The organism is Synechococcus sp. CCY9202, assembly GCF_034931685.1.
Taxonomy (GTDB): domain Bacteria; phylum Cyanobacteriota; class Cyanobacteriia; order PCC-6307; family Cyanobiaceae; genus CBW1002.
In genome coordinates this window covers 47,029-66,095 of the sequence record NZ_JAYGID010000136.1, presented here as the reverse complement: position 1 = coordinate 66,095, position 19,067 = coordinate 47,029, and the positions used below count along the sequence as shown (strand labels likewise).

General features: G+C 67.3%; 16 protein-coding genes and 1 pseudogene. 11 read left to right on the top strand and 6 right to left on the bottom strand.

Translation table 11 applies throughout. The annotated features are described in order from the left end of the window. Positions 1-728: DUF3153 domain-containing protein (locus tag VB777_RS16535; RefSeq protein ID WP_323250328.1), on the top strand; the 728-nt coding region annotated here is incomplete at its 5' end. Positions 729-751: 23 nt separating this feature from the next. On the opposite strand, the gene priA is transcribed toward VB777_RS16535, so the two are convergent. After that, positions 752-3,007, bottom strand: a complete 2,256-nt coding sequence (gene priA, locus VB777_RS16530; protein WP_323250326.1) for a replication restart helicase PriA — start codon at positions 3,005-3,007, stop codon at positions 752-754. Positions 3,008-3,676: 669 nt separating this feature from the next. On the opposite strand from priA, the gene rpoD reads away from it, so the two are divergent. The 7 genes from rpoD (at position 3,677) to VB777_RS16495 (ending at position 12,517) form a co-directional block, all read left to right on the top strand. Continuing rightward, positions 3,677-5,149, top strand: a complete 1,473-nt coding sequence (gene rpoD, locus VB777_RS16525; RefSeq protein WP_322758467.1) for an RNA polymerase sigma factor RpoD — start codon at positions 3,677-3,679, stop codon at positions 5,147-5,149. Between the two features lie 73 nt (positions 5,150-5,222). Then, positions 5,223-6,332 carry a glycosyltransferase family 2 protein gene (locus VB777_RS16520; RefSeq protein ID WP_323250324.1) on the top strand — a complete coding sequence of 370 codons (1,110 nt, stop codon included), beginning with the start codon at positions 5,223-5,225 and terminating at the stop codon, positions 6,330-6,332. Positions 6,333-6,440: 108 nt separating this feature from the next. After that, on the top strand, positions 6,441-8,225 hold the full coding sequence (locus VB777_RS16515; protein ID WP_323250322.1) for an ArnT family glycosyltransferase: 1,785 nt from the start codon (positions 6,441-6,443) through the stop codon (positions 8,223-8,225). Then, a complete protein-coding gene (locus VB777_RS16510) occupies positions 8,225-8,869 on the top strand; it encodes a phosphatase PAP2 family protein (RefSeq protein WP_322758465.1) in 645 nt (214 codons plus the stop codon). Before VB777_RS16515 ends, VB777_RS16510 begins: the two co-directional genes overlap by 1 nt. Beyond that, positions 8,869-9,285, top strand: a complete 417-nt coding sequence (locus VB777_RS16505) for a DUF1824 family protein (RefSeq protein ID WP_323250320.1) — start codon at positions 8,869-8,871, stop codon at positions 9,283-9,285. The genes VB777_RS16510 and VB777_RS16505 overlap by 1 nt, the downstream gene beginning before the upstream one ends. 163 nt (positions 9,286-9,448) lie before the next feature. Next, positions 9,449-10,414: a hydroxymethylbilane synthase gene (gene hemC, locus VB777_RS16500; protein WP_197156705.1), complete on the top strand. Its 966-nt coding sequence runs from the start codon at positions 9,449-9,451 to the stop codon at positions 10,412-10,414. A gap of 27 nt (positions 10,415-10,441) precedes the next feature. Further along, positions 10,442-12,517, top strand: a complete 2,076-nt coding sequence (locus VB777_RS16495; protein WP_197170546.1) for a chloride channel protein — start codon at positions 10,442-10,444, stop codon at positions 12,515-12,517. Here VB777_RS16495 and VB777_RS16490 read toward each other — a convergent pair. The 5 genes and pseudogenes from VB777_RS16490 to VB777_RS16470 form a co-directional block, all read right to left on the bottom strand. Continuing rightward, positions 12,447-12,656 (bottom strand): hypothetical protein, encoded by a 210-nt coding sequence (locus VB777_RS16490; protein WP_323250317.1) that lies wholly within the window; start codon positions 12,654-12,656, stop codon positions 12,447-12,449. The genes VB777_RS16495 and VB777_RS16490 overlap by 71 nt on opposite strands. Positions 12,657-12,806: 150 nt before the next feature. Then, positions 12,807-13,286: a L,D-transpeptidase gene (locus VB777_RS16485; protein ID WP_322758462.1), complete on the bottom strand. Its 480-nt coding sequence runs from the start codon at positions 13,284-13,286 to the stop codon at positions 12,807-12,809. Positions 13,287-13,646: 360 nt separating this feature from the next. Beyond that, on the bottom strand, positions 13,647-14,234 hold the full coding sequence (locus VB777_RS16480) for an inorganic diphosphatase (RefSeq protein ID WP_322758461.1): 588 nt from the start codon (positions 14,232-14,234) through the stop codon (positions 13,647-13,649). A gap of 70 nt (positions 14,235-14,304) precedes the next feature. Beyond that, positions 14,305-14,571: pseudogene (locus VB777_RS16475) on the bottom strand (carboxypeptidase M32); the annotation flags it as partial. Between the two features lie 118 nt (positions 14,572-14,689). Then, on the bottom strand, positions 14,690-16,204 hold the full coding sequence (locus VB777_RS16470) for a carboxypeptidase M32 (RefSeq protein ID WP_323250314.1): 1,515 nt from the start codon (positions 16,202-16,204) through the stop codon (positions 14,690-14,692). 553 nt (positions 16,205-16,757) lie between these two features. Here VB777_RS16470 and VB777_RS16465 point away from each other — a divergent pair. From VB777_RS16465 to VB777_RS16455, 3 genes are all read left to right on the top strand, one after another. Beyond that, positions 16,758-17,279, top strand: a complete 522-nt coding sequence (locus tag VB777_RS16465) for an SLOG family protein (protein WP_323250312.1) — start codon at positions 16,758-16,760, stop codon at positions 17,277-17,279. Positions 17,280-17,329: 50 nt separating this feature from the next. Then, a complete protein-coding gene (locus VB777_RS16460) occupies positions 17,330-17,947 on the top strand; it encodes a siphovirus Gp157 family protein (protein ID WP_323250311.1) in 618 nt (205 codons plus the stop codon). An 85-nt stretch (positions 17,948-18,032) separates the two neighbouring features. Beyond that, positions 18,033-19,010, top strand: coding sequence for an RAD52 family DNA repair protein (locus VB777_RS16455; RefSeq protein ID WP_323250309.1), 978 nt, complete (start codon positions 18,033-18,035; stop codon positions 19,008-19,010). Positions 19,011-19,067: the final 57 nt, after the last annotated feature.

The following is a 19,067-nucleotide window of genomic DNA, read 5'->3' as shown; positions in this document are numbered from 1 at the left end:
GCGGCCCACCGCCGCCACCGCCACCGCCGGTGGGGGCCACCCGCGCCCCGATCGGCTTCGCGGCCCTGGTGATTGCCCTGGTGCTGCTGGCCCTCGGCCTGGGCGGCTGCATGCAGGTGCGCAGCGACCTCCACTTCGAAGGACCGGGTCGACTCCGCCTGGAGCACCATCTGCGCAGTGACAGCGGCCGCATCACCCCCTGGCAGCGCCAGTTCGCGCTGGCCCTGGAAGCCGAGGGTTTTCGCCACGTCCGCAGCGGCGGCGAGGAGCAGCTGATCGGATCCGTCCAACCGGCCTCCGCCGCCCTGGCCCAGCTGGCCCGCAACCTGGAGCTCGCCTCTCAGCTGGGTGGCGTCCCCCTGCCGCCGCCCCAGCTGGTCCTGCGGGAGCGCAACTGGGGCCTGGGGGTGCGGCAGGAGCTGCAACTGGAGCTGGATCTGCGCAACCTCGCCACCGTTCCAGGCCTGGATCTGGGCCTGAACCTCGCTCCGGTGCGGCCTTCGGCCGTGCGCCTGTCCACCCCGCTGGCCACCCGGTCATCGCGGCAACCCGGAGGTCAGCTCTGGCCCCTGCAGGCCGGGGCCCTCAACAGGCTGGAGTTGCGCTGCTGGCGCTGGAGCCCATTGGGGCTGGGCGGCGCCTCGATCCTGCTGCTGCTGGTGCTGGTCTCCCTGCTGCAGTGGCTGCGGCGACGGGCGGGCTTCGGCTGGCCGGAGCTGCCGGCCTGATCGATCTCCGGAACCAGCCGCGCTCAGAGGCTGAGGGGGTCGGGATCGATCGCCAGGCTCACCCCGGCCGGCAGGGTCTGGCGGAGCTCCGCCTCGGAGGGCAGGGGCAAGGGTGTGCCCGCCGGTCCATGCAGGAGCAGTTGCCAGCGGCTGCGCCCCGCCACCCGGGCGACTGGAGCAGGCGCAGGCCCCACCAGCATCCAGCCCGCCGTCAGGAGTGTGGGGCGCAGATGCTCGGCCAGGGCGGAGGCTGCCGTGGCCGTGGCCGTGGCGCTCGGCCCGGCCAGGCGCAGCAGGCAGGCGCGGCTGAACGGCACCAGGCCCGCCTGGCGGCGCAGGGCCAGCTCCTCGACCAGAAACTGCTCGTAGCGCCCATCCACCAGGTGCCGGATCACCGGATGCTCCGGGCAGTAGGTCTGCACCAGCACCTCGCCGGGTCGCTCACCACGGCCGGCCCGGCCGGCCAGCTGCAGCAGCAACTGCAGACTCAGCTCGCTGGAACGCAGATCGGGGCGATGCAGCAGCCCATCGGCGGCCAACACCGCCGCCAGGGTGACCCGCGGAAGATCCATCCCCTTGGCCAGCATCTGGGTGCCCACCAGCACGTCGGCGTCACCGGCGGCGAAGCGCTCGAGCAGGCGGCGGTGACCGTCGCGGCCGCGGGTGGTGTCCCGATCGAAACGCAGCACCCGCAGGCCCTCGAGCTCAGCGGCCAGCTGCTCCATCACCCGCTGGGTGCCGGCACCGAAGGGCTTGAAGGCAGTGGAACCGCAATGGCCGCAGCGATGGCTGATCGGGCTGCGGTGATCGCACCAGTGGCAGCGGAGCCACTCATGGCCGGCGCCATCGGCACGGGCACTGCGGTGCACGGTGAGGGCCACGTCGCAGTGGGGGCAGAGCACCACCTCGCCGCAACTGCGGCAACTGAGAAAGGAGCGGTAGCCACGCCGCGGCACCAGCACCACGGCCTGTTCACCGCGTTCCTGCAAGGTCTGCAGACGCCCCATCAGGGCCCGGCTGAGCAGGCGTCGATGCCCCTCGACCAGCTCCATCCGCATGTCCACCACCCGCACGGGCGGCAGCGGCCGGGCCCCGATCCGCTCGGGCAGGCGCAACAGCCGGGTGTCGGCGGCCTCGCCCTGGCAGCGCAGCCAGGTTTCCAGCGACGGCGTGGCACTGCCGAGCACCAGCCGCGCACCAGAGCCAGACAGCCGCAGCCGGGCCACATCGCGGGCGTGATAGCAGGGCATCGGACTCTCCTGCTTGTAGGAGTCGTCGTGCTCCTCATCCAGCACGATCAAACCGAGACGGGGCAGCGGCAGAAACACCGCCGAGCGGGTTCCCACCGCCACCAGGGCCACGGGCTCGGCAGCCGCCTCCAGACAGCTCCGCCAGACCCGCACCCGCTCGGCGTCGCCCATGCCGCTGTGATATTCGAGCACCTGCGCGCCGAACCGCTGGCGGCAACGGTCCAGCAACTGGGGGATCAGGCCGATCTCCGGGGCCAGCAGCAGCACGCTCTCCCCCCTGGCCAGGCAGGAGGCCGCCGCCTGCAGATAGACCTCGGTCTTGCCGGCCCCCGTCACACCCCAGAGCAGCAGGGCCTGGGCAGGGGCCGCAGCCTCGATCGCCGCGACGGCCTCCTGCTGGGCCGGCGTCAGCCGATGCCCGCCGGGGTCATCGGACGAAGACGAGGCAGGCGGTGGGCAACGGCGCAGCAATCCCCGCCGCTCCAGGGTGCGCAGAACCGCCGGCGAACAGCCCTCCACCGCCTGGAGGGCCGTCAGTGGCAACTGGCCTCCCCCCTCGGCCAAGGCCTGCAGCAAACGGCCCTGCCGTTCGGTGGTGGAAACAGGAGCAGCCGGATGCTCGGCCGGCAACGCGACCCAGCTGCGTGCCAGGGCCCGGGCGGCGGCCCCCACCGAGGCACGGCTGAGCGAAGTCTTGCGGCGCTGGCCCAGCCAGCCGGCCGGCAAAGCGCTCTTGAGGGTTCGGAACAGACTGGTGTGGCACTGATCGGCCACCTGGGCGATCCAGGCACGCCAGCGTGGGTCTACGGCGGCGGGCTGCAGCAGCTCCAGCACCGGCTCCAGGGTGCGGCCCAGAAGCTCGGGGGGAACCTCGACGAGGGTCTCCACCACCAGACCGCCATGACGCCGACCCTGCAGGCGTACCGCCACCAGATCCCCTGGCCCCAGAACGAGCCGATCGGGATTGGCATAGGTGAACACCTGCCCCTCCCGACCGGCCTCGAGCCACACCTGCACGAAGCCTTGCACCAGATCAGGGGCGTCAAAAACGGACAGGGAAGTTGCGGCTGTCTCCCTGTCTTCTTAAGATAATGGCGTTGAGCAGTTTCAAAGCTGCTGTCGGAACCCGACAGAGTTCCGTCCAGAGGGAAGACCCGAAGTGCAGGACCATCCTTGAGATCAGGTCCTCCAGGTCTGCGACCACCCCTGACAGCACTGTCTCGGCTCCGTTCTCCATCCTCTCCCCCATCGGTCAGGTTCTCAGCCTTCGATCAGGTTCCCCGCACGTCCTGCGACCGGTCCGCTCCAGCGGTTCGGTCACGCCATGCTTCCAGGCACCGTTATGCCTGTGGAGCCGCAGTGACGGTCCGGCCGGCAGTTCTGCTGCCGCATCCTTCCCGCTTGCTCCCTTCTGGGCAGACCGGGGAAGACTCAAGGGAACCGGCCCTGGGCTGATCTGGCTTTCAGAGCGCTGAACGACCTGACTCGACCGCGTTTGATTCTGAACCGAACCGTTCCGCAGGGCTCCTGACCCGGGGCCTCCACCTGCCGATTGCCTCGTCCTGTCGTCAGGGCGCTCTCGATCGGACGACTCCTGACATCCCTGATTGTCCTGATGTTCCACCGGTGCGTTCCACCGGCATGAACGTCCCGATCCCCCAGCCTCGCTCCACCCACACCATCGTCTTGCCGCATCCGATGAGCCCAGTCGCCGCCCAGCCCACCGCCAAAGCCAAGTCCGCCGCGCCGGAGATCCTGATGGTGGCCAGCGCGTCCGGGGAGTCGGTCATCGTCAAGACACCTCCCGCCGCCAAGGCCGCCGAGGCCGACCTGGATGCCGCCAAAGCCAGCAAGGCCAAGCCCCGGGCCAGTCGCACCTCCAAGAGCGCCGAAACGGGCAGCGAGGAGAAGAAGGCCAGCACCACCAAGAGCAGCAGCCGCAAGAGCAGCGCCAAGGACACGACCGCAAAAGCCGCCAAGAGCAGCGCCACCAAGGCAAGCGCCAAGAGCGCTTCTGCCAAGACCCCTGCCGCAAAGACCGCTGCCACCAAGGGAGCGTCCCGCAGCAGCAAGGCCAAAACCGCAGAGGTGGCCGGAGCCCCCGCCAACCTGGACCTGGCGGCCGATGAGCTCCTGACCAGCAGCAGCACCGAAGCGGACGCCGAGAAGAAATCAGCCAAGGACGCCAAGGCCCTCGCCAGCATCAAAGTGGGGCCGAAGGGCGTCTACACCGAGGATTCGATCCGCGTCTATCTGCAGGAGATCGGCCGCATCCGCCTGTTGCGCCCTGATGAGGAGATTGAGCTGGCCCGCAAGATCGCCGACCTGCTTCAGCTTGAAGAACTGGCCAGCCAGTTCGAAGCCGACAAGGGCCACTACCCCGATACCAAGGAATGGGCTGTCCTGCTGGACATGCCGGTGATCAAGTTCCGGCGTCGACTGATGCTCGGCCGTCGTGCCAAGGAAAAGATGGTGCAGTCCAACCTGCGCCTGGTGGTGTCGATCGCCAAGAAGTACATGAACCGGGGCCTGAGCTTCCAGGACCTGATCCAGGAAGGTTCCCTCGGTCTGATCCGGGCCGCTGAGAAATTCGACCACGAGAAAGGTTACAAGTTCTCCACCTACGCCACCTGGTGGATTCGCCAGGCCATCACCCGCGCCATTGCCGATCAGAGCCGCACCATCCGCCTGCCGGTGCACCTGTACGAGACCATCTCCCGCATCAAAAAAACCACCAAGACCCTCTCCCAGGAATTCGGCCGCAAGCCCACCGAAGAGGAGATCGCGGAATCGATGGAGATGACCATCGAGAAGCTGCGCTTCATCGCCAAGAGTGCCCAGCTGCCCATCTCCCTGGAGACCCCGATCGGCAAGGAGGAGGATTCCCGCCTCGGCGACTTCATCGAAGCCGACATCGAGAATCCCGAGCAGGACGTGGCCAAGAATCTCTTGCGCGAAGACCTCGAAGGCGTGCTGGCCACCCTCAGCCCACGCGAGCGCGATGTGCTGCGCCTGCGGTACGGCCTCGACGACGGCCGCATGAAGACCCTTGAGGAGATCGGCCAGATCTTTGATGTGACCCGCGAGCGCATCCGCCAGATTGAGGCCAAGGCCCTGCGCAAGCTCCGCCATCCCAACCGCAACGGCGTGCTCAAGGAATACATCAAGTGATCCTGAGCCTGGTGAGCCTGGAGCGCCCGTTCACCCCTTGAGCGCACTCCCCTCGTCCGAGCCGGCCCCTGCGATGGCGACGCCGGCCCCGGTCCGCGTCTCGATCGTGCTGCCCACCTACAACGAGCGGGGCAACATTGAGCCTTTGCTGGCTCAGTTGCTGTCGCTGCGCCGCCAGTTCGATCTCGAGATCCTGGTGGTGGACGACGACTCCGCCGACGGCACCGCCGAACTGGTGAGGCAGCTGGCCCATGGCGAACCGGCGATCCGACTGATCCGCCGGGTCGGCCGGGCCGGTCTGGCCAGCGCCATCAAGGAAGGGCTGCTGGATGCCACCGGAGATCTGGCGGTGGTGATGGACAGCGACGGCCAGCACGAACCGGGTTCGGTGCTGCGTGCTCTCGAGACGCTGCAGGCCGGCGAGCTCGATCTGGTGATCGGCAGCCGCTTCCACCCCGGGGCCGAGATCCGCGGTCTCAGCGGCCGCCGGGAGACCGGCTCCACCTGGGCCAACAGCGTGGCCCGCTTCAGCCTGGCCCGAGCCTATGGGCCGCTGAGCGATTTCATGAGCGGCTTCTTCGTGCTGCGGCTCGACAGGGTGCTGCCCCTGATCCGCGCCGTGGACGTGAATGGCTTCAAGTTCCTCTACGAACTGCTGGCCGTCAGCGGCGGCCGCCTCAGGGCCGCCGAGATCCCACTCACGTTTCAGCCGCGCAGCTACGGCAGCTCAAAGCTCGATCTGGCGGTGTTCTGGGACTTCCTGATCTCGATCCTGCACAGCCTCAGCTTTCGGCTGCTGCCCCGACGGGCGATCAGCTTCGGTCTGGTGGGGATCAGCGGTGTGGCGGTGCAGCTGCTGATGACCGCCCTGCTGATGGCCGGCGACCGCCTGAGCTTCAAACAGGCCCTGCCTGTGGCCGTGGTGGCCGCCGCCAGCTCGAACTATCTGATCAACAACGCCCTCACCTTCCGCTTTCAGCGGTTGCGGGGCCTGGGATTGCTGCGGGGCCTGCTCAAATTCCTGCTGGTGGCGTCCCTGCCGGTACTGGCCAATGTGGGCCTCGCCTCGGCCTTCTACAGCTTCGTCTCGCCCGACACTTTCTGGGCCCAGCTGGCCGGCATCGTGGTGGTGTTTGTCTGGAACTATGCCGCCTCCTCCCGCTTCGTCTGGAACACCCCCTGAAGCGGCCCGCTCTTCAACCTGCCGGCCCGGAGGCGGAGCCTTAACCTGTCGATCACAATCGGCAGCGTGGCTGGATTGCAGAACCTGGCTGATGTTCAGAGTGCTGGATTGAAGAGCAGGCTGAGCGTGCTGGAAGACCAGCCGATTCGGCTGGCGTTGCTGGCAATCGTGGGGCTGATCGGGCTCTGCTGGCTGGCTTTCTTCAACGGCCTCGGCTCCCTCGGGCTGATGGACAAGACCGAGGCCCTCTTTGTGGAAGTGGGCCATCAGATGCTGCTGCGCAACGACTGGGTCACACCCTGGTGGAACGACAGCACGTTCTTCGACTATCCGGTCTGGGGCTACTGGATGGTGGCCCTGAGCTTCCGTCTGTTCGGTGTCTCCGAAGCGGCGGCGCGGCTGCCGGTGGCAGTGGCCGCCAGTGCCGTGGTGCTGGCCACGTTCGGCCTGTTGCTGCTCTGGGCGCCCGCTGCGGAATCGCGGCTGAAGGCTGTGGCGCGGGCGGGGCTGGCGGCTGGTGTCCTGGCCACCACACCCGCCTGGATCGGCTGGGGCCGCACATCCACCACCGACATGTTTCTGTCCAGCGCCATCACCCTGGCGCTGTTCAGCTATCTGGTGGCGGAGCGGGATCCGTCCAACCGGCGCCTGATCGCCATGGGCCGGGTGGGCATGGCCTGCTTTGCCGGCATCGCCGTGCTGGCCAAGGGCCCGGTCGGCCTGTTGCTGCCTGCCATCGTGATCGGCGCAGACCTGCTGGTGCGGGGCCATTGGTCCCGTTGGCTGCGGCCCTTCCCCCTGGCCGCGATGACCCTGCTGTTCTGCGGCATCGCCCTGCCGTGGTATGCCGCCGCCACGGCGGTCCATGGCCAGGCGTTCCTCGGCGGCTTCCTCGGTTTCAGCAACCTGGAACGCTTCACCAGCGTGCTCTATGACCACCCAGGACCGCCCTGGTTCTACCTCCCCTGGCTGCTGCTGCTGCTGCTCCCCTGGTCGCCGTTCCTGCCCCAGGCGATCGCTCGGGCCGCCCCCTGGCCGCTGGCCCGGGCACGCCAAGCCGACGCCCCGGCCCTGCCGGCGATCCTGCTGCTGTGGCTGGTTTTGATCGTGGCGTTCTTTTCGGCCGCCGCCACCAAACTGCCGGGGTACATCCTGCCGGCCATTCCAGCCGCCAGCCTGCTGGTGGCCCTGCTGTGGCATCCCCTGAGCACCGATCGACGGGACCGGCAGGCTCCCCCGACCTGGGCCTTCGCCAGCTGGTTGAACATCGCTTTGCTGGCTGGAGGTTCCGCCGCGGCCGCCCTGGCACCCAGCTGGGTCAGCCGCGATCCGGCCTTTCCCCAGTTCGCCGCCGCCTTGAGCGCCTCAGGATTACCCCAGCTGCTGGCGGTGCTTCTCGGCCTGGCCGCCCTGGTGGGCCTGGCCTTGATGCTGGGCCGCCGCAACGACTGGATCTGGCTTCCCAATCTGGCGGGCTTCCTGGCTGTCCTGTTCGGAGTGGTGGCACCCCTTGGTCCCCTGCTGGATCGGGAACGCCAGCTTCCCCTGCGTGAGCTGCAACAGCTGGCGGGCAGCCAGAGCCGCCCGGACGAACCCCTGTGGGTGGTGGGCACCATGCGCTACAGCACTCTCTTCTATGGCGGACGGTCGGCCGTGTTCCTCGGGGATGCCAGCGACGTCAAGGATCTCTGGAAACAGGATCCCTCCCTGCTCGCCATTCAGCCCGCCAGCGTCAGCGCCCTGCTGCTGGGCGACCGGCACAAACTCGATGGCTTCGCTCTGCCGGCCGATCGGATTGAACGGCTGGGTCAGCGCGGGGTTCAGGAGCTCTGGCGGGTCTCCCTGGACGAGCTGCGTCCGCGCAAGCGATCCCGCAACCGGAAGGCCTCCTGATGGCGCGCCTGTCCCTTCCACGGCCCCAGCTCCGCTGGAGCGACGTTCTGACGGTTCTGATCTGCATTGGACTGGTCAGCGCACTGGCGGCGAATCTGGATCCGAAAGAGCCGCCGCGGTTCGATGCAGCGGTGCTCGACTGGATCAGCGAAAGCATCCGCGGCCCCCTGCGGACAGTTCTGGTTCAGGTGTATCGGGTCAGTGGCGTGGGCTTCACCTTCGTGCTGGTGCTTGCCGCCCTGTTCTATGTGTCGTTCAAGCGATGGTGGCGGGATCTGGCCATGCTGGTGGTGGCCACCGCCGGCATCCTGCTGATCGTGGACCGGATGCTGAAACCGTTCTTCGATCGCTCCAGACCGCCTGAGAAATTGCTGGTGGTGGACGGACGCAGCTTTCCCAGTGGCCATGCCGCCGGCGGGGTGGTGTTCTATTTCGCCATGGTGACGATTCTGGCGGCGCACCATCCACGGCTGCGCTGGCCGCTGACGCTCGGGGCGGGATTGTGGGTGGCGCTGGTGTGGCTGAGCACCCTGGTGGTGCGGGCCCATTGGCCCAGCGACCTGATCGCCGGCGGAGCCGTGGGCCTCGCCTGGCTGACGGTCTGCCTGTCAATCTGGCGCAACCCTGCCGATTCCTCTTCCTGATGGCTGTCGCTGCCCTGGTCGACCTGCGCGGACTGCGCACCGCCCCCAGCCTCACGGAGGCTGAACGGCAGGTGCTGCGTCAGGAGCTGCAGGAGCGGCTGGCCGCCTGCGACTGGTTCACCGTGGGGGTGATGGCCCCGTCGGCCGCTGCTGCGACAGCCACCCTGCGCCACTGCGAAGCCGCCCTGGACTGGAGCCCCCTCGCCCCCCTGAATGGCCATGACCCGCAGGGCGGCACCGGCGCAGCGGCGGCCGAGGCTGGGCCGGTCTTTCTCAAGGGCAACCAGAACACCGGCACCTTCAGCCTGCGTCAGGAGAACGGCCTGGGCGAAGGACTGCTGATCAGCGGCCACAGCCCCGCCGATCCGGAGGCAGAGGACACCTGGGGACCACTACCCCTTGATTTCTTCGGCTGAACGCCCGCCGGGATGACTGATCAGCTGCTGGATTCATGCGTCAGCAGCTGGATTGATGCATCGGCAGATCACGGAGCATCGCGCTGCTGGCTGACGTGAGCGGGCCGGTCCTTAGGCTGGGCGGCTGTTGATCGGCAGCTCGACTGCCAACCGAAGGTTTTCGATGGCCGGCTCCACCCTGCGCATTGCCTCCCGCCGCAGCCAGCTCGCCATGGTGCAGACCCACTGGGTGCGCGATGAGCTGGCCAAGGCCCATGGCGGCCTGGAGATCTCGATCGAAGCGATGGCCACCCAGGGAGACAAGATCCTGGATGTGGCCCTGGCCAAGATCGGCGACAAGGGGCTGTTCACCAAGGAACTGGAAGCCCAGATGCTGGTGGACCAGGCCGACATCGCCGTTCACAGCCTCAAGGATCTGCCCACCAACCTGCCCGAGGGGCTGATGCTGGGCTGCATCACCGAACGGGAGGATCCGGCCGATGCCCTGGTGGTGCACGAGACGCACAGGGACAAGACCCTGGCCACCCTGCCGGAAGGAGCTGTGGTGGGCACCAGCTCGCTGCGCCGTCTGGCCCAGTTGCGACACCACTATCCGCACCTCGTCTTCAAGGATGTGCGCGGCAATGTGATCACCCGCCTCGAGAAACTCGACTCCGGCGAGTTCGACTGCCTGATTCTGGCGGCAGCCGGCCTGGGTCGCCTCGGCCTTGGCGACCGCATCCACGAACTGATCGACCCGTCGATCTCTCTGCATGCCGTGGGCCAGGGCGCCCTGGGCATCGAGTGCCGCGAGGGTGACGAGGCCGTGCTGCAGCAGATCAAGGTGCTGGAGCACACCCCCACTGCCCGCCGCTGCCTGGCGGAGAGGGCCTTCCTGCGGGAACTGGAGGGCGGCTGCCAGGTGCCGATCGGAGTCAACACCCGCTTCGAGGGGCCGGACGGCAGCGGCGACCTGGTGCTCACCGGCATGGTGGCCAGCCTCGATGGCCTGCGCCTGATCCGCGACGAGGCCCGTGGCCCCCAGGAGGATCCGGAAGCGATCGGCATCGCCCTGGCCCACACGCTCAAGCAGCAGGGCGCCGGCGAGATCCTGCAGGAGATCTTCGCCAGCGTCCGGCCCGAGGCCTGAAGCGGCGAGGCGGTCGCGGCCTCGGCCATGCAGCAGTCGTCCGCCGAGGCCACGGCCCTGCCCTTCCAGTGGAATCTGCTGGCCTGGGCCGCCTTGGTGGGCACCGCCACCGGCCTGGCGGTGGTGGGGTTCCATGAATTGCTGGGCTTCATCAACAATTTCCTGTTCGGCCCCTTCGTGGAAGGTCTGCTGAGCCTGGGAACCTCCACCGCGCCACCGGCCCCGGAATTGCCTTCCCTGTCGCCGGAAGGGAGCACGCCGCTGAAGGCCCTGCTGGAGATCGGCCTGGGGGGCCTGGGATTCCTGCCGCCACCACCGGCTCCACCGCTGCCGGCGCCGCCACCCCTGCCAACGGCGCCGGGCTGGCTGGATCTCTGGCCGGTGGTGGTGGTCCCGACAGTGGGGGGCCTGGCCGTGGGGGTGCTGCGCCGGATCGGCGGGGATCTCGGCCCTGGCCTGCCCAGCCTGCAGGCGATGGCGGAAGGAAGCCAGCCGGCCACCCCGAAACTGCCGCTGCTGCGGCTGGTGGCAGCCTCGCTCAGCCTCGGCAGCGGCGCCTCCCTCGGCCCCGAAGGGCCCAGCGTTGAGGGCGGTGGCAACATCGGCCTCTGGGTGGGCGAACGCGGCAGGCTGACACCCCAGAGTCAGAAGACACTGGTGGCGGCCGGGGTGGCCGCCGGACTGGCCGCCGGCTTCAAGGCACCGATCGCCGGCGTGTTCTTCGCGCTGGAGGGCAGTTTCAGTGCGATTCCCGGTCGTCCCAGCGTGCGGGCCGTGCTGGTGGCAGCAGTGGCCTCCTGCCTGGTCACCCAGCTCTGCCTCGGCGATACCCCGATCCTGAGGCTGCCGGCCTACGAGGTGCGCTCACCCCTGGAATTGCCGCTGTATCTCGGCCTGGGAGTGGCCTCCAGCCTGATGTCCTGGCTGCTGATCAGCCTGCTGGCCGCAGGGCGCAGCCAGAGGCTGCAGCAGTGGCTGGGGCGCCTGCCGATTGGACTGCCCACCGCCCTCGGCGGTGCTGCCGTCGGTGGCATGGCCCTGCTGTTTCCCCAGGTGCTGGGGGTGGGCTACGACACGATTGAAGCCTTGCTGGGCCGCGATGGCGGCATCCCCCTGCTCACCCTGGCGGTGCTGCTCGTGGTCAAGGTGCTCGCCACGGCCGTGAGCAGTGCCACCGGATTCGTGGGCGGCGGCTTCGCACCATCACTGTTTCTCGGGGCGGTGCTGGGCAATTGCTACGGCCAGATTCTTGGAGACAGCGGTCTGCATCTGCCGGTGGCCGAACCGCCGGCCTACGCCATGGTGGGCATGGCGGCGGTGCTGGCCGGCAGCGCCCGGGCTCCCCTCACGGCCCTGCTGCTGCTGTTCGAGCTCACCCGCGACATCCGCATCGTGCTGCCGCTGATGGCAGCCGCCGGTCTGAGTGCGGCCCTGGTGGAACGCTGGCAGGGGCTGCACGATCCCGGCCTGCTGGGACCGGATCCGATGGAGGAGGAGCGGCGTGGCCGACTCACGGCTTTATCGGTGGCGGAGGCGTTTGAACCGGAAGCTCCTCTGGTGCTGGAGGCAGATACACCGGTTCTTCAGGCCCTGAATCAACTGGTGGCCTGCCATGGCCACGCCTTGATCGTCAGCGAGGGAGAGTGGGCCATGGGGCTGGTCACCCTGCCGGACCTGCAACGGGTCCTCAGCGCCAAACAGCATTGGACGACCCAGCAGATCGCCCAAGAGGGCCCATCGCACCGCCTGGATAAGCAAACGAACCGTCCCGCCGACGATTGCGCCATGGACAGTGAGCCGCGGCTGCTGGATTGCCGCCGCGGCGAACTGGTCTGGTTACCACTTTGCGCCAGCCTGGCTCAACTGGAGGAACAGTTGCTCTCCCAAGGACTGCGCCAGCTGCCGGTCTTCGACCTGCCGCAATCCCGGGAGGGGGCTTTGCCCCATGGGCTACCGGCCCGAGGTCTGCCGCTGAGCCGACTGCGGGGACTGGCCAGCCGGGATGGCATGGCCCTGGCCCTGGCCCGTCAGATCAGCTGGCCAGATCGCAGGCCTGGGGATCCAACGGACCCGCCACCGGATCCACCTGGGACAGACGGCTGAGAATGCGATGCAGATCGAGCTCGGAGAGCTCGCCATTGCTGCACCACTTCAGAGCTGTGCTGTTGAGCGGATCAAAGCTGTGGGGGTGATCCGAGGGATGCAACGGAAATCCAGCGCGAAGGGGAACAGAACGGGCCATGGAGCCGGCGGAGATCGAAAGCGTGCAATCGCGCCAACAGCAACGATTGCGTTGATTCGATCACGAAGATGCTCATGACACTACGGGCTGATCCCGTCCTACCTAGGCCTTCGCGGGTGGATCTGCAGAATGTTTTTGGTTCCTGCCCGATCAGCGGGTCACCACCACAGGCGTCCCCACCTCGACCAGGTCAAACAGCTTGCGGACATGGTCGGACAACATGCGCACGCAGCCATTGGTGACCGCCGAGCGGGAACTCACGGTCCAGGACCAGGCGCTGGGAGTGCCATGGATGCCGTACTGGTTTACGCCACTGCTCTTGAAGCCGAGCCAGCGATCACCCAGCGGACCATTGGCACCCACGACAGGGTTGATCTTGCCGCTCTTCGTGCTCTGGTACTGAGGATTGACCACCTTGTTCTCAACCTTGAAGCGGCCCGTGGGGGTGGGGGTCCTGGGATCACCGATGGCGACTGGCCAGCTGCTGATCACCTTGCCGTTCTCCCGCAGGCTGATGGTGCGCCGCCCAAGCTCCAGGAGGATCTCACGGGTGATCGGCGCTGTGGCAGCGTCAGCAGCCCCAGGTCCAGCCGGAGCGGCCCCTGGAGGCGGCGTGTCAGGGGAAACCACCGTCGCGGGAGTCGTTGCTGCGGGAGCCGTTGTTGCGGGAGTCGAAAGGCTTGTCTGGGGCTGGTTGACAGCGGGTCCGGTGGCAGGTGACTCGCCAGCTGAAGGCAAAGACGACGTGGCCTCTTCCGCCACCACGGCGGTGGCGCCCAGACCCAGGGACCCAGCACTCGCCAGTACAGGCAGGGCTATCAGTGCCGCGACAGACCGGGAGTGAAGAAAGCGCACCATGGCTGTCAAGGTGATTGGAAGAGACAACGTCATTGCAAAGAAGACTAGGGAGCCCCGCTGAGTGGCGCTTGGAACCGAAGGCTCCTTGGCCCCCAGCCCTGCCGGCCTCTGGTCGGGAGGCTCCGATGAGGATCAGCCGACCAGCTGGGGCTCGATGACCTCGAGATAACGCGCTTCGCACTCTTTGATGATCTTCACGGCTTCAGCACTGTCGAAGAAGCCATTGACACGGCAGGTGCCAGGCTTCTTGAGATCTTTGTAGTGCTCCCAGTAGTACTGGGTTTCCTTGAGCCAGTGATCACCGAGCTGGGTGTAGCAGGTGATGTGGTCCATGCGCTTGTCATCAGCCAACACGGCAATCACCTTGTCATCCACTTCACCGCCATCATCAAATTTCATGATGCCGATGATGCGGGCTTCCACCAGGCTGCCGGGCACCAGAGGTTCGGTCACGCTCACGATTTCGATATCAAGCGGGTCGCCATCCTCATCCCAGGTGCGGGGGATGCAGCCATAGGCAAAAGGATAGGCAAGGGAGGAATAGCCAACACGATCAAGCTTGAGTTGCCCGGTTTCGGTGATCAGCTCGTATTTGTTAATGGTGTTGCTGTTCAGCTCCACAATCGTGTTCAGCCGCAGTTCCGCTTCATCGGCGAAGGCCGGCAGCACATGCAGCAGATTCATCATCATGCGGCTTGGGGCTTGATCAATGTTCGCCATGAAGCACTTCAAAACGGCTGGCGGGCATCCTACGGATCGCCCCAGACCGCTTCGCCATCCCATCAGGCACTCAGTCCGGAGCCAGCAGACGGAGCACCTTCTGCCTGAGATAGGTCAGGAACGGATCCGCACGCAAGGGCTGGCCGGTGACCATCTCCACCAGCTCCTCGCCGTTCACCGAGCGACCCAGCGGCCAGACCTGCTCCGCCAGCCAGCCGCGCAGCCTCTCCTCCTGACCCTCCGCCACGCATTCCTCGATCGGACCAGTCCGCCGCTCCATGGCTTCGGCCAGCTGGGCACTGATCAGATGGCCCAGGGCGTAGGAGGGGAAATACCCGAAGAGTCCTTCAAGTCAGTTCCAACGGACCTACAGGTGGCCTGACCTGTTGCCCCGTCCGGGTTCTGAGGTCTGAGACGGCGAAGACAGGACCGGATGAGCAGCCTTGGTTCAGCTCCTACTGGAGCTCGGCCACCTTCGCCCTGAGGTAGGTCAAAAAGGGCTGGGCGCTGAGGGGGTGGCCCGAGACTTTCTCGACCAGTTCTTCGGAGTTGACCGACCGACCGAGCGGCCAGACGGTCTGGCCGAGCCAGGCTTGGAGCCGGTTCTCATCTCCGCAGGCGATCAGGGCCTGGATCGAACCATTTTCCTTCTCAAAAGTCTCCGAAAGCTGGGCGCTAATAAGGTGTCCAAGGGCATAAGAGGGGAAATAACCCATGAGTCCTTCTGCCCAATGGATATCTTGAAGGCACCCCTCGGAGTCAGTCTGGGGCTGGATTCCCAGCAGGTCCTGCATCCGTTGGTTCCACTGCTGCGGTAACTCGTCCACCGGCATCTCCTGTTCGAGCAGGGCCAGCTCCAGCTCGTAGCGCAGCACGATGTGCAGGCAGTAGCTGAGTTCATCGGCCTCAACGCGGATCAGACCGGGCTTGAGCGGGTTGAGGGCGCGCCAAAAGCCGAAGGCGCCATTCCATGGATCGCTGCCGAGTCCGTCGCAGAAGCGCGAATGCCAGCGCTCAGCGAAGGCGCGGCTACGGGCCACGCGGCACTCCCAGAACAGACTCTGGCTTTCGTGGACCCCCATGGACGTGGCTTCTCCGAGGGGCCAGGGGAAGTAGTGGTCGTCGCTGCGGGGCAGTCCCTGCTCGTAGAGCGAGTGGCCCCATTCATGGGCCGTGGCCAGAAACGCCGAGAGGGGCTGGCCCGGCACCACCCGAGTGGTGATGCGGAAGTCCTGGGGACCAACAGTGCAGGAAAAGGGGTGCGCTGAGCGGGAGCGTTGGCATCGCGCGGGGTCGTAGCCCCAGCTGTCGAGCAGCTCGCTGCAGAGCTGCTCCTGCAAGGCCTCAGGCAGATCGATGGCTGGGGGCTGGGTACTGCCGATGGACCTCACCTGGTCCAGCATCGCCGGCAGCTCATCCTTCAGCGGCGCAAACAGCTCGGCCAACCTTGTTTTGCTGATGTCGGGTTCAAAGGGTTGGGCCAGGATTTCCCAGGGACTGCGCGTCACCGGTTCGGCAGCGGCCAGCTGGGTGGCCTGCTGGCGACGCAGGGCGATCAGCTCCTGGAGAGCCGGGGCAAAGGTCGAAAAATCGTTCCGCTTGCGGGCGTCCTGCCACACCGCATTGCCGCGCGACTGAGCCTTGGCCAGCGCACTGACAAGGGCCGGATCGAGGCAGCGCTGACGTTCAAGCTCCAGGCGCAGCAGTTGCAGGTTGCGGCGGCGTTCGGGTGAGACCTCTGTATCGAGCTCGCTCTCCGCTGCCGCCACCAGCTCGGCGTATTCCGCACTGCTCTGCCGTTCGTGGAGCTGGCCGGCCAGAAGAGCCAGCTGCTCGCCGCGCCAGGACGCACCAGCAGTCGGCATCACAGTGTTCTGGTCGTAGTAGAGGGCGCTGCTGATTGAACCCAGCAGGCGTGTCTGATGCAGGTGCTGGTGAAGCTGAGAGAAAGCAGAGCCTGCGGATGGCATGGGCAGACGGAACCAATGGGCTCAGCATGGCGTCGCAGGTAGCCCAAGCGCTGCGGCTGTCGAGGCCAGAACCGTCAGTCCTTCAGGTGACCGGGCCAAGCCCGGAACACTGCGCTTGGCGCACCGCAGGGCTCCGGTTGGCGACGGCCGTCCTTCAGCGTGCCACGGCTGCGCCGTGGCGTGCATCGGCCAGCCGCCGCCGCCCTCCGCTCCGGGGCCGGTGTGGGGGTGGGCAGGCATGGCGGCCCTCCCGCGGCTGCGGTGGCCGGGGCTTCGTCCGCCTCGATGGGGCTTGGGTGATGCCTCAGCTTCCCTCGCGCGGCTGCGCGGCCGGCTGGGCATTCCGTGCTGAATCTGGCGGGTCTGCTTATTAGCTTTCCGATCCATCAGCGCATGCCTTCGCTTTGCGTAGATCCATTGCCCCGCAGCCGCTCTGCCCGCTGCTTAGTGGGTTTGTACTGGTAGAATAAGAGCTGCGCCAAAGGCCACGAGCCCATCGCCTGCGGCAACGAAATCCTCGGACAACTTGCCCCGTTCGTTTGCTCTGTAGCCCATGAGCTTGTTCTCTGCTGCAGTGGCCCAGGCCGCTGCATTGCCTTCCCTTGGCCTCCTGTCGCCGCCGGCGTTGGCCCATCGCTCGGTTGTCATCGTTGCCGCTGGTGGCCGTGATCTCGTCTGGCCCCAGGAGCGCATCGCATCTGCTCTCCTTCAGCGCAGCGGTGGCCGGCCTGTCCATCTGTTGCTCCATGGCGGTGCCCGTGGTGCGGATCGCGCCATCGGCCGTGCGGCCCAGCAGCTCGGCTGGCGGGTCCAGGCCCTCGCTGCTGATTGGCGCCGCCATGGCCGCGCTGCCGGTCCGATCCGCAATCGCCTCCTGCTGGAGCAGGCCCTGGTGGAGGCCCAGGCCCACACCTCCCCAGCATTCAGCGCTTCGGTGCTGGTGATCGCTTTCCCCGGTGGGGCAGGCACGGCCTCGCTGGTGCAGCAGGCCCGCCGTTGCTCCTCCAGTTCGCCGGTGCCGGTGGTGGTGATGGAAGTGCCGCCGCCCTTCTCGCCGGAGCCCCTCGGCGCCTGAGGCGCACCGCTGCCCCGTTCTTCTCGTCCCTCATCCCCATTCACCACCCCATGGCCGTTCTCACCGCCCCCGCAGCTCCTCTCGCCCCGGCTCTCCCTCAGGCCGCTGGCCCTTCCTGCACCCTGCAGCGATCCGGCTCGCTCTGGCAGCTGGGCATCGAGGCCCAGGAGCTCACCACCGCCATCGGCCAGCTGGCTGAACAGCTCGAAACCGATGACGACAGCCGCGCCCAGGCCCTCGGCGAGCTGGAAGCCGCCCTGCTGGCCGAGGAAGGGAACAAGGCCGCCCTCGCCGCCAAGGCCGATGCCACCTGCTGGGTGATCGAGCACCTGCGCGGCCAGGCCGCCTACCGGCAGCAGCAGGCCAAGCGGCTCACGGAGCTAGCCCGCTCTGATGCCTCCCGCGCCGATGCCCTGGAGGACTCCCTGGTCCTGGTCCTCACGCGGCTGCAGCCCACGGCCACCCGCTTCTCGTTCCCGAACCACGAGCTCAGCAGCCGCAAGTCTCAGGCGGTCGAGATCGAGAACGAGGCCCTGCTCGATCCCGAGTGGCTCTGCGTCAAAACCACCTTCTCAGCCGACAAGACCGCCATCAAGGCGGCTCTCAAGGCAGGCCAGCAGATCACCGGCGCCCAGCTGATCTCCCGCCGCTCCTGGCGCATCTGTTGAGCGGGGCACAGCCCCCTCGCGACTGGGGGTTCTGGCTGGGCAGCCGGGGCCCCCTTCCCTCCTCACACCATTGCTTCCCATCGCCATGACCGTCGCCGCTCCTTCCGCCAACGGCACCAGCCGCCCCGCTGCTCAACGTCCCGTCCAGCGGCCTGCCTCAGCCCTGGAGCTGATCCGCTCCGTCGATCGCGCCGTGGAGGCTCCAGCACCCACCTCAACACCGGAAGCCCCCCAGGCTCCGCCTTCCGGCTTTTCCCCCGAGCAGCTCGCGGCGCTTTCCGCCCCCCTCGATCGGGCCAACGTCCGCCAGCGGGAGCAGGGCCGCAGCCGCGTGAGCTACCTGGAGGGGTGGCAGGTGATCGCCGAGGCCAACCGCATCTTTGGTTTCGATGGCTGGCAGCGCCAGACCATCGCCGTCCGCTGCGTCGCCCAGGCCGAACGCTTGATCGGTGCCAGAGGCACGAGCCGAGATCAGAAGTCGGGCTGGGGCGTCACCTACACCGCCCGGGTACGCGTCACCGTCACCGCCGGAGGCCTGACGCCTCTGTTGCGCGAGGGCAGCGGTGCCGGCCACGGCATCGACGTCGACCTGGGCCAGGCCCATGAGTCCGCCCTCAAGGAAGCCGAGACCGACGCGATGAAGCGTGCGCTGATGACCTTCGGGAATCCGTTTGGCCTCGCCCTCTATGACAAGCGCCAGCGCGAGGTCACCAGCTCAGCGGCTCAAGAACGCCCAGCGGTCCAGCCCCGCCAGGCCCAGCCGCCTACGCAGCACCAGGCAAGGGTATCGACACCGGCAGAGCCCCCGGCTCAGGCTGCTGTCCCTGCAGCCCAGCAGGATCCGGGGCTGCTCCCCCTCGATGCGGCCACGATCCGCACGTTGCACGGCGCCATCCGCCAGCTCCCTCGCCCCCTGCTGGAGGCCCTCACCCAGGGCTTCCGCAAGCGCTTCTCCATCCCTGAGGAGGCCACGACGATCGCTGATCGGATCCTGCAGAAGCGACACCACGACTGGATCGAGGCGTTTTTAGTGCAGCACCAGGCTGGTCATCAGCCCGGTTGAGGTCGTCGATCGCAACCAGCCCGCAGCTGCATCACGACATCGTCTGTGGCTGCGGGA